Annotated in this window: 9 protein-coding genes, 1 pseudogene and 1 riboswitch; of the genes and pseudogenes, 6 read left to right on the forward strand and 4 right to left on the reverse strand. The window is 52.6% G+C overall.

The genetic code is table 11. The annotated features are described in order from the left end of the window. The 5 genes from Q9L42_RS02255 (at position 1) to Q9L42_RS02275 (ending at position 7,278) form a co-directional block, all read left to right on the forward strand. On the forward strand, positions 1-1,749 hold the full coding sequence (locus tag Q9L42_RS02255) for an ATP-binding cassette domain-containing protein (protein WP_349431816.1): 1,749 nt from the start codon (positions 1-3) through the stop codon (positions 1,747-1,749). Positions 1,750-1,754: 5 nt separating this feature from the next. Continuing rightward, a complete protein-coding gene (locus Q9L42_RS02260; RefSeq protein ID WP_349431817.1) occupies positions 1,755-2,879 on the forward strand; it encodes an ABC transporter permease in 1,125 nt (374 codons plus the stop codon). Between the two features lie 2 nt (positions 2,880-2,881). Further along, positions 2,882-3,994, forward strand: coding sequence for an ABC transporter permease (locus Q9L42_RS02265; protein ID WP_305910049.1), 1,113 nt, complete (start codon positions 2,882-2,884; stop codon positions 3,992-3,994). 506 nt (positions 3,995-4,500) lie between these two features. Next, a riboswitch (cobalamin riboswitch) is annotated at positions 4,501-4,710 on the forward strand. A gap of 105 nt (positions 4,711-4,815) precedes the next feature. Further along, positions 4,816-6,627 (forward strand): TonB-dependent receptor domain-containing protein, encoded by a 1,812-nt coding sequence (locus tag Q9L42_RS02270; protein ID WP_305910048.1) that lies wholly within the window; start codon positions 4,816-4,818, stop codon positions 6,625-6,627. Between the two features lie 66 nt (positions 6,628-6,693). Further along, complete coding sequence (locus Q9L42_RS02275; RefSeq protein WP_305910047.1) at positions 6,694-7,278, forward strand: hypothetical protein; 585 nt, start codon at positions 6,694-6,696, stop codon at positions 7,276-7,278. 81 nt (positions 7,279-7,359) lie between these two features. On the opposite strand, the gene Q9L42_RS02280 is transcribed toward Q9L42_RS02275, so the two are convergent. Continuing rightward, positions 7,360-8,235 (reverse strand): DUF3014 domain-containing protein, encoded by an 876-nt coding sequence (locus Q9L42_RS02280; RefSeq protein ID WP_349431818.1) that lies wholly within the window; start codon positions 8,233-8,235, stop codon positions 7,360-7,362. Positions 8,236-8,627: 392 nt separating this feature from the next. Here Q9L42_RS02280 and Q9L42_RS02285 point away from each other — a divergent pair, with 392 nt between their 5' ends. Further along, entirely contained in the window at positions 8,628-9,077 is a 450-nt protein-coding gene (locus tag Q9L42_RS02285; protein ID WP_349431819.1) for an HMA2 domain-containing protein, read from the forward strand. A 72-nt stretch (positions 9,078-9,149) separates the two neighbouring features. On the opposite strand, the pseudogene Q9L42_RS02290 reads toward Q9L42_RS02285, so the two are convergent. The 3 genes and pseudogenes from Q9L42_RS02290 to pstB all read right to left on the reverse strand — a co-directional run. Continuing rightward, positions 9,150-9,352 (reverse strand): annotated as a pseudogene (locus tag Q9L42_RS02290) (transposase); the annotation flags it as partial. A gap of 102 nt (positions 9,353-9,454) precedes the next feature. Further along, positions 9,455-10,168: a phosphate signaling complex protein PhoU gene (phoU, locus tag Q9L42_RS02295; RefSeq protein ID WP_305910043.1), complete on the reverse strand. Its 714-nt coding sequence runs from the start codon at positions 10,166-10,168 to the stop codon at positions 9,455-9,457. A 10-nt stretch (positions 10,169-10,178) separates the two neighbouring features. Beyond that, a complete protein-coding gene (pstB, locus tag Q9L42_RS02300) occupies positions 10,179-11,012 on the reverse strand; it encodes a phosphate ABC transporter ATP-binding protein PstB (protein ID WP_305910042.1) in 834 nt (277 codons plus the stop codon). Positions 11,013-11,023 lie beyond the last annotated feature (11 nt).

Consider the following 11,023-nt stretch of genomic DNA (forward strand, 5'->3'; position numbering starts at 1 on the left):
ATGAACGAAACGCCAGCGCCGTTAAGGTTGCAAGGCGTCAGCAAGGCGTTTGGCGCCGCCCCCCCGGCCTTGCGCGACATCTCGTTACGACTACGAACAGGCAGCGTCACAGCCTTGCTCGGCCCGGACGGCGCCGGCAAGACGACGCTGTTGCGATTGGCCGCCGGCCTATTGCTGCCGGATACCGGCAACATTACGGTTTTCGAACACGATAGCGCCATCAACCCGACCGAGTTGCATAAACTCAGCGGCTATATGCCGCAGCGTTTCGGACTCTACGAAGATCTCAGCGTTCAAGAGAACCTGACGCTTTACGCCGATCTGCACGGTATCGAGGCCGCCGAACGAGACAGTCGCTTCGCCGAACTGACCCAAATGACCGGCTTGGCGAAATTCGGCTCCCGGCTGGCCGGACAACTCTCCGGCGGCATGAAGCAGAAACTCGGCCTGGCCTGTACGCTGGTCAATCGGCCGCGTTTACTGCTGCTGGACGAACCTTCGGTCGGTGTCGACCCGGTTTCCCGGCGTGAACTTTGGCATATCATCGATGAATTAATCGGCGCAACCGGAGCAACCGTGCTGTTGAGCACGGCCTATATGGACGAGGCGGAGCGCTGCAGTGATGTGGTGTTGCTGGATCAAGGACAGATATTGATGCAAGGGGCGCCGGCGCAGTATCACGCTAAGGCGGCCGGCCGCTGCTTTATCGTGACCAGTAAAACTCAGTCCAAACGACAGCTTCAACGCAAACTGGCCGCAACACCCGGCATCATCGATGCCTCGATACAGGGTGAAGGGGTTCGAGTCGTGATCGGTGACGATGCACAAGCCGTTGGAACGACGCTTGCCGCCGACGCGGCTGAGCTAAAGATCGAACCGGCGCCTCCCAGGCTGGAAGATGTGTTCGTGATGCTGTTGCGGCAGCGGCGTGATGGCGGCGCATTATCGGCAAGCGGCGCTTATCCCGGAAACGATTTTGTGGCGCAGAATGGTGGCGAAGCGGTCATCGACGTCGTCTCAGCGGATCGCTGGTTCGGCTCCTTTCAAGCCGTCAAAAAACTGTCTTTCAATGTGCGTCAGGGCGAAATTTTCGGCCTGCTGGGCGCCAACGGCGCCGGTAAAACGACGACCTTTCGCATGCTTTGCGGTCTGTTGCCACCCAGCGGCGGTCAATTGCGCGTCGCAGGCGTCGATTTGCGTCGAGCGGCCGCCCGCGCCCGGTCGCGGCTGGGTTATATGTCACAGAAGTTCTCGCTATACGGCCAACTCAGTGTGCGGCAAAATCTCGATTTTTTCAGTCAGGCCTACGGTCTATCCCGGCAAAAACGCCGAGCCCGGATTGACTGGGCGCTGCAACAGTTCGACTTGAGCCCCTTCGTCGATTCCAGCAGCGGCGAGCTGCCTTTAGGTTATCAGCAGCGCTTGGCGTTGGCCTGCGCGTTGATGCATGAACCCGACATACTGTTTCTCGATGAACCGACCTCCGGCATCGACCCGCTGGCTCGGCGTGAATTCTGGCATCGCATCAACGATTTGGCGGCGCAAGGCGTGACGATACTGGTCACGACTCATTTCATGGAAGAGGCGGAATATTGCGACCGCTTGTTGATACTCTGCGAAGGCGAGATCCTGGCGTCTGGAACGCCGCTCGAAATCAAACAACAGAGTCACGGGAGTGAATGTTCGGCTGCCGTCAGCATGGAAGAGGCTTTCATCCGTTTACTTGAAGCGACGAACGCAAGCGCTTAAACACCATGTCTGCACGCTATTTACGCTTAACAGGACTGATTCGGAAGGAATTTCTACAAATCCGGCGCGACCCCAGTAGTCTGGCGATCGCCTTCGTGATGCCGGTTTTTTTATTGTTGCTGTTCGGCTACGGGGTATCGCTGGATGCCCGCAATGTGCCGATCGGACTGGTCGTCGAAAAGATATCGCCGGCAACCCGCAGTTTCACCTCCGGATTCGAGGCTTCCGATTATTTCAACGCCACCTATTTTGCCGATATCAAACAGGCGCGACTTGCGCTGCAGACCCGCAAGATCAACGCCATCATTCGCATCCGCCCCGATTTCGACCGCCAGTTGCATGGCCGCCGCGCCCCGGCTTCGATTCAACTGATACTCGATGGCGTCGATGCCAATACCGCACGGCTGGTTTCAGGTTATGTACAGGGGGTCTGGAATAACTGGCTAACCCAATATGCCGAACAACACGGACAACAGGCGAGTCTGCCGGTATGGGTCGAACAGCGCATCTGGTATAACAGCGCCTTGCGCAGCCGCAGTTTTTTGGTGCCAGGGTTGATCGCCGTCATCATGACCCTGATCGGCGCCTTGCTCACCGCCCTGGTGGTCGCCAGAGAATGGGAGCGCGGCACGATGGAAGCCTTGATCGCAACTCCAGCCAGCGTCAGGGAGGTGTTGTTGGGTAAATTGATACCCTATTATATCCTGGGCATGGGCGGCATGCTGTTGTCGATCGCAATGGCGGTATGGTTGTTTCGAGTGCCGCTGCAGGGTTCGCTGTGGGTGCTGCTATTGACCGGCACCCTGTTTCTGCTGGTGGCGCTGGGCATGGGTTTGGTGATTTCCATTACCGCTAAAAACCAGTTTGTCGCCGGTCAAGTGGCGATTATCGTGACCTTCCTGCCGGCCTTCATCCTGTCCGGTTTTATATTCGACATCAGCAGCATGCCGGCGCCGATACAGGCGTTTACTTATTTGGTCGCGGCCCGTTATTTTGTCGCGATCCTGCAGACGGTTTTTCTCGCCGGCAATGTCTGGAGCATCATCCTTCCCAATGCCTTGGCGCTCTTGCTGATGGCCATGATATTTTTCGCGTTGGCGTTATCGCGGGCGCCAAGACGTTTGGAGTAAGTATGTGGAGCCGAATTTGCGCCCTGTTAATCAAGGAGTTTTTGAATCTGCTCAAGGACAAGAAAAGCCGTTTTGTATTGATCGGGCCGCCGCTGATTCAGATGTTCGTATTCGGCTATGCCGCCACCTACGATTTGAATAAAATACCGCTGGCGATCTATAACGAAGATTCCGGCGAAGCTTCCCGGGACCTGGTGGCCCGCTTTCAGGGCGCGCCCGCCTTCGAGCAGGTGCTGTACATCACTCGCCATGACCAAATCGCCGATACCCTGGACCATAAGACAGCGCTACTAATCGTGCATATCGGCGAGCATTTCAGCCGTGATTTACTGAGCGCGCAACGAAACGCGAAGGTGCAGGTGCTGTTGGACGGGCGCAACTCCAATACCGCTCAGATTGCCCTGGGCTATGTCCAGAGCATAATCAGCGATTTCAATTTATCCTGGATCAGAGAACATGGCTTAACGCAGCCGCCGGCTAGGCTGGAAATCAGGGCCTGGTTTAACCCCAATCTTGTAAGCCGCTGGTTTATCGTGCCGGGCATCGTCGGCCTGTTGACCCTAGTGGTCACCGTGATTGTCACGGCGTTATCGGTCGCTAGGGAACGCGAACAGGGAACCTTCGATCAGTTGCTGGTGACTCCGTTGACGCCGTTGGAGATATTGATCGGTAAAGCGATTCCTGGCTTGCTGATCGGCTTGCTCGAAGCATCGTTCATCATCGCCATGACGGTCGTTTGGTTTGAAGTGCCGTTATTAGGCAGCATCGCAGCGCTTTATCTGGGAATAACCTTATTCGTCTTCGCCGTCATCGGCATCGGCCTGATGATTTCATCATTGGCGGTGACTCAGCAACAAGGCTTACTGGGCGGCTTTCTGTTCATCGTGCCGGCGGTCATTTTGTCCGGTTACGCCACCCCGATCGCCAATATGCCGCCTTGGGTGCAGACACTGACACTTATCAACCCCCTGCGATATTTTCTGGTCATCGTCAGGGCGGTGTTCCTGCAAGGCGCCGATACGGCAAGCCTGCTAAACCAGTATTGGCCGATGGCGCTGATCGGCCTGCTTTGCCTGGCGTCGGCCGGCTGGCTGTTCCGACGCCGGTTATATTAACGTGGGGCATTAACGGTAACAAACAGCAATGCAAAGAGATCGGTCCGATGGATCAAAAGAAAAGTAAGCAAGTTGCCCTGAGCGATCCTTCATCCAGGGCAGAGCTCGTATCAATGAAATATTAATGCCTTTCGGCCCAAAGAAAGATAGCAAAAAGCGCGTTTTTTGCAAAAAATCATCTGTATAATTTTTAGCCGGATTAACAACAAGCTTTAATTATCAATGGTTTTTATGAAAACTTCAGCGTTTGTTAACAGAGTTATCCACAGTTATTGGGGATAACGAGCGCCTGTGGCCAGCAATTCCCACTTTGGCGTTCAAAAAGGGCATGGGGTGTGTTTGGCGAGGATGTCGGCAGCAAGGATGCTGCCGTCAAGCCCCCATGGATGGGTTTACGGCGCTCCTCGACAGACACACCCCATGCCCTAAACCCCGCAAAAATACTCAAACTGATGAATTGCTGGCCTGTGGCGATTGTTGTTGACTAACAACAATAACTCCGTATAATCGGCGCCCTGCTTTCTGGTGCCTTGTGACTTTGCCAAGGCTTAAAAGGGAAGCCGGTGCGTTATTCGATAACAATGCCGGCGCTGCCCCCGCAACGGTAGATAAGTAAAAGAGCGGTCATAGGCCACTGTATCGATGATATGGGAAGGCGACTGTTCTGGCTTCCGCCACTTATGAGCCCGGAGACCTGCCTGAAAGTATCTCGGTGCAGCGGAGGGCTGTTAACGAAACGGGCAATCATCTGTTGTCTTTTCCTACTTCCTTCCTCTGCAATTCATTCAGCTTTCGTTTGCGCGGGCGGCGCAGAGGATTCTATGCATAAATTTGTATACAGCTCGTTGTTATTGGCCGGATTGAACCCGGCAACGGCCGACGAATCGGTCAACCTTCCCAACTATGTGGTCACGGCCACGCGTACCGACACCCCGGTTAACCAACTTTCGGCAGCGACGGTGACTTATACTCGCGCCGATATCGAACAATATCAAGTCAACAGCCTGCCGGAACTATTGCAACGCGCCACCGGCATCGATATGGTTCAAAATGGCGGGATGGGTAAAAACACCAGTATTTTCATGCGCGGCACCAATTCCGATCATGTCCTGGTGTTGATAGACGGCATCAAAGTCGGCTCGGTGACCACGGGAACAACTCCGTTTCAATACTTGCCCATCGATCAAATCGAACGGGTGGAAATCATCCGCGGCCCGCATTCCAGTTTATACGGCTCCGAGGCCATCGGCGGCGTCATCCAGATATTCACCCGCCAAGGCAAACAACAAGAAAAACCCAATATCACACTGGATGCCGGCGGCGGCAATTACGCCACCTTGGAAACTTCGGGCTCTATCAGCGGCAAATGGCGTAACGCCTGGTATAGCTTATCGGCCTCGCATATCAATACCCAGGGCTTCGATGCCCGCAAACCTACGACGGGTTTTTTTGCGATCGATCATCCGGACGATGACGGTTACTACAACACCGGCTTGAACGCCAAACTCGGTTATCGATTCGACAATAACGCCGAAGTGGAAGCCTTTTACATGCGCAGCGAGGGCAGAACCGACTTCGACGGCACCCCCGATAAAACGGAATTCGTCAATCAGTTGGTCGGCCTGTCCGGCGCACTCGATATCACCGATATCTGGCATGCAACGTTCCGGCTAGGACAAAGCCGTGATGACAACGATAACTTCGCTCCCGACGGCTCTTTTTACAGTCATTTCGATTCCACTCGCTGGAACGCCAGTTGGCTCAATGAACTGCAATTGGCCGAAGACCATCAATTAATCATCGGCGCCGATTACCGTTTCGATGAAGTCGACAGTAGCACTCATTTTACCGAGACTGAACGCTATGATGCCGGTGTGTTCGCCGAACTACACAGCCGTTTGTTCGACCGTCACTACCTCAATGCCTCGGTGCGCTGGGACGAAAACGAAGCCTTCGGAGACTATGTGACCGGCAGCTTCGGCTGGCGTTTCAACTGGAATCACGGCCTCAGCGCCTTCGCCAGCTTCGGCAATGCTTTCAAGGCACCTACCTTTAATGAGTTGTTCTGGCCGGATACCGGCTTCGGCGGCGGCAATCCCAATTTACAGCCGGAAGAATCGACGACGTTCGAAGTCGGTTTGGCGGGAAACCACGATTGGTTGACCTGGGAAGTGCGCGCCTACCACACCAATATCGACAACCTGATCGCCAGCTGGCCGCCGCAAAATATCGATAAGGCGCAAATCGACGGCATCGAAACCGACATAGGCGCGGAGATTTTCGGTTGGCATAACAAAGTCGGCTTTCAGCTTTTGAGTCCGAAAGACCGCATCACCAACAAGAGACTGCCGCGCCGAGCCGAAAAAATTCTGAATTACGATTTATCCCGTTCATTCGATGCGCTCGATGTCGGCGCAACGATATTAGCGCGCGGCGACAGTTTCGACGATACCCGTAACAATACGAAGATTCATGGCTTCGTCACCGTCGCCCTCAGAGCCGCGTACCATTTCAACCAGAACTGGCGAGTCAGCGCCAAACTGAATAATCTGCTGGATAAACAGTATCAACTGACCGATACTTATAACACCGCGGATAGAAACTTTTTTGTTTCCATCCATTATAATAACTGAACCGTCAGGCCACGGATGGCGAAAAATTTAACCCGGATTCATTAATCTAATCACAGAGGAAACACCATGCTGAGCAAACTACTTCCTGCACAACTCAAACCAGGGGCTTTCGCCCTAATGGTCGTCATGGCGGCCACCCGCATTCATCATTTCGGCGACACCGTATCCCTGCCCGATGCCTCTCTGGCGGTGTTTTTCCTGGGGGGCTTATGGTTCGGCGGCATCACGCTGTTCATCGCCTTGCTGTTGGAGGCTGGTTTACTCGATTATGTCGCCATCAGTCATTTTGGCGTCAGCGACTATTGTGTCTCGCCCGCTTATGTCTTTTTGATTCCATGCTACGCCGCACTATGGTTTGGCGGCCGCTACTGCAAACAATTTTCCGATCGCAAAGCGTCCCATCTGGCATTACATTTCGGCATACTGGTCGCATCGGTATCGGTGGCGTTTTTGATTTCCAACGGCAGCTTCTATCTGCTGTCAGGCAGATACCCTGATAACAACTGGGTCGAATACAGCAGCCGCGTGATGATGTATTATCCGCCTTATCTGAAATACACCTTGATCTATAGCGCAGGCCTGTTCGGCCTGGTTCAATTCTTCAAACAATTGACGACATCGACCCCGGAAAGCGAATTGCCGAAGGCCTGATAAGCGAACATTTCCGGCGCTTCGCCGACTTTCAGTCACTACTGATATGTCGGGTTACCCAGGCTAACCCGACATTCCATCTCATTCGCCTTGCAAAGCAACCAACGCCTGAACCAGTTCCCTTAATTTTTGCTGAATGATCCGGGTATTTTCGGGCCCCATTCTCAACATCTGCTTCTGCACCGGACTCAATGCTTCCAAGTCCTGATCGGCGAATTGATAACGCACCGACTTCCTGACCAATGCGACCCGTCCATCTATTGCCGGCGCCGCGATCATCTCGGCGGCCGCTTTTTTGAACAGATCCTCCAACTGATAGTGTTGCGGATAGGCGAATTCCTGATAGACCTGCTGCAACAGGGGGCGCAATTTCTGATAACTATTCATCGCGGCTTCAACGTCGATAGCCGCAAAAGCGCGCGCCAAACGGTCATAACGCCGGTAACTGCGCTCGGCGATGAACAGTCCTTGTTCGTCTTTTTCCGCGACGAACGGCTGCTGCAACGCTAGAAAGCTCATATGCTTAGCAAGCCGCTGGCCTTGAGAAAAGTCATTGATGACCCATAGATATTTACGGATCAGCAGCTCTTCCTGCAATTGATCGGCAAAACCGCCAGACAAAGCCAACATTTCCCGGCGAAACAATGCATCGCTGTCCTCCAGCGCCGGCAAAGCTTCAGCCTTTTCCGGCGTTGGAGGGATCGCGACGTCCTCCCGATCGGCAGCCTCAAAGGGGGGGCGACGATCGGCGGAAAGCCGCTCATCAGGCAAGCCGGACGCCGCCTGTTCAGGCTTCATCTCGGCCTCCGGCAACACCAACTCGCGGTTTTCTTCGCGCGGCCTGTCTTCCCCGTCGTCGCGAACCATCAACAGCGCGACGACGGCGACTACAACGGCCACCAGGCCGATGAAAAAGGGCCATGGAGTTTTTCTCGTTGGCTCATCATATCTACCCATGAGCTATCTCCGGTTGATTCAATGGGAACGACAAAATTATGCGCCTCATAGCGATAAAAACACAAGTCTGATAACCTAAACCGCAAGACCTAACGACCAGGTTGACCCGCCAATACAGCCTAAAAAAGCGGAACTCGAACAATAATACTTTCATCCTCCATTAAATACTCAAAATCGGGGTCATTACTCACGGCTTCTAAGGCTTTCGACCAGGCGCCCTTATGACACCAACGGTTATAGCGCACATAGACCCGAAGGCATCGGCCGGCCGCCATGTCATCTTTCGCGACAAACAGTGGCGCGTTTGGTTCTCTTAAAATTGTAAGCAGTGTTGCTAGATATAATATTATAGTAATATACTTATATCTTAAACCACACAAGATATGAGAAAAATGAGCAAAATAGTTTCATCGATACCGGGGCGTATAAGAGTTCGCGATAAAAATTTGCGTGATCACGACAGGCTCGATCAGTTGAAAACCGAGTTATCGAACATCGCAGCGATTACTGAATTACAAGAAAATGTGCGAACCGGAAGCCTGTTGATTCGTTTCGACCGGAAAGCCATTGAACTTGCGGCTATCGAATCAAGCATCGATTCCGCAGTCGATACAGTCATCGGGATGCTAGCAAAACCGCACACCCCGTTGAGTAAAAAGAATTTCAACCGCGTTAATAAAATAATCATGTTATCGAGTTTTGGCACATCGATTGCCGCACTTGCAATTCCGAACCTAAGTCTCCGGAGATTTTGGCATCAATCGACTGGCTGGTTATTTCTCGCAAACCTAGGTGCGCATTTGTACATTTATCGTAAATCGGTGAAGCGATTATTTCGTTAGGACATTTAGAAAAGTTTTCAGGATCATTACTCACGGCTTCAAGCTCTTTCGTCCATGTTCCTTTTGGCGTCAACGGTTATAGCGTACATAGACTCCATGCCAATTGCTAAAACAGTCAGGTAAGTCTCGCCACGGCGCTCCGTTCTGGCAATCCATATTACGTCCTCCAAAAACAGTCGATTATTGACCCCCGTAACGCCTCGGTCGCAGGCTTTACCCGGCAAAAGTTCTTTTATTCGTTCCCATTGATCGTTTCTTAAAATCATCCTTGCCATGTTTCTTCAAGACGTATGTGAAAAGCTTTTCACCATAATAAACTTTCATCCGTGTATAAAAATTAATTGAGGACGCTCCCTAGTATTTTCGGATATAAGCGCTTAACGACTCACCACCTTCTCCAACTCATCCTGGCTAATGTGGCGCACGTCTTCGCCTTTGACCATATAAATCACATGTTCGCAAATATTGCAGGCATGGTCGCCGATTCTTTCCAGCGCCCGCGCCGTCCATAATATATCGAGCGTACGGGTGATATGACGGGGATCTTCCATCATCCGGGTAATCAGCTGGCGAACAATACTGGTGTATTCGCGGTCGACCTTCTGATCCTGGCATGTAATACTGGCGACTTCGTCGAGACTCAAGCGGGCGAACGCGTCCAGGGCGCCATTCAGCATGTCCTTGACCATTTCCAGCAAATGCTGAATCTCGTGATATTGCTCATGATAATATTCGGTGTTTTCCAGACGGATGGTCATCTTCGCGATTCTGGCCGCTTCATCGCCAATTCGTTCCAGATCGGTAATCGCCTTGATCGTCGCGATCAGCATGCGTAGGTCGAAGGCCGCCGGCTGTCTTTTCGCCAGAATTTCGGTGCATTCATGATCGATATCCATTTCCAGATGATTCACCATGTCATCCTGTTGAATGACTTTTTCGGCCAATTCCTGATCGCAATTGATAAACGATTGGGCGGCCAGATCAATTTGCTGCTCCACAAAACCGCCCATCGTCAACACCTTGTTGCGAATCTCTTCCATTTCATCATTGAATTGGCGGGAGATATGTTGGCCTATTTTTTTGGTATCCATAGTCTATTCCTCAACCGTACCTGCCGGTAATGTAATCTTCGGTTTGTCTTTTCTTGGGATTGGTAAACAGTTCGCTGGTTTCGCCGAATTCAACCAGCTCCCCCATATACATGAAAGCGGTGTAATCGGAAACCCTGGCCGCCTGCTGCATATTATGCGTCACGATCACGATGGTGTAATGCTCTTTTAACTCATTAATCAACTCTTCGATTTTCAGTGTTGAAATCGGGTCCAGCGCCGACGCCGGTTCGTCCAGCAACATCACTTCCGGTTCGATGGCAATGGCGCGCGCGATCACCAGTCTTTGCTGCTGTCCCCCGGACATGCCCAGGGCGTTATCGTTCAAACGATCCTTCACTTCGTCCCATAACGCCGCGCTGCGCAAAGACCTTTCCACCGTTTCATCCAGCGTCCGACGATCGTTGATGCCCTGAATTCTGAGGCCATAGGCGACATTCTCATAGATCGATTTGGGAAACGGGTTGGGTTTCTGAAACACCATGCCCACCCGCCGACGCAAATCGGCGACATTGACCGACTTGTCATAAACATCCTCACCATCCAGCAGAATCTTGCCGTCGATCCTGACGCTGTCGACCAAGTCGTTCATTCGGTTGATGCTGCGCAGCAGCGTCGATTTGCCGCAACCGCTAGGACCGATATAGGCGGTGACCTTCTTGCGCGGAATTTCCATGTTGATATCGTACAGCGCCTGTTTTTCGCCGTAAAACAAATTCAGATTTTCCACGGCCAGGCAGGTTTCCACCGCTGCTTGTTTCGTTTCATCGCCACGCGTCAGTGCATCGATATCAATCGCGTGTGTGCGTCTCAGTTCTGTCGTCATTGTCATTTTCC

Source organism: Methylomarinum sp. Ch1-1, assembly GCF_030717995.2.
Classification (GTDB): Bacteria; Pseudomonadota; Gammaproteobacteria; order Methylococcales; family Methylomonadaceae; genus Methylomarinum; species Methylomarinum roseum.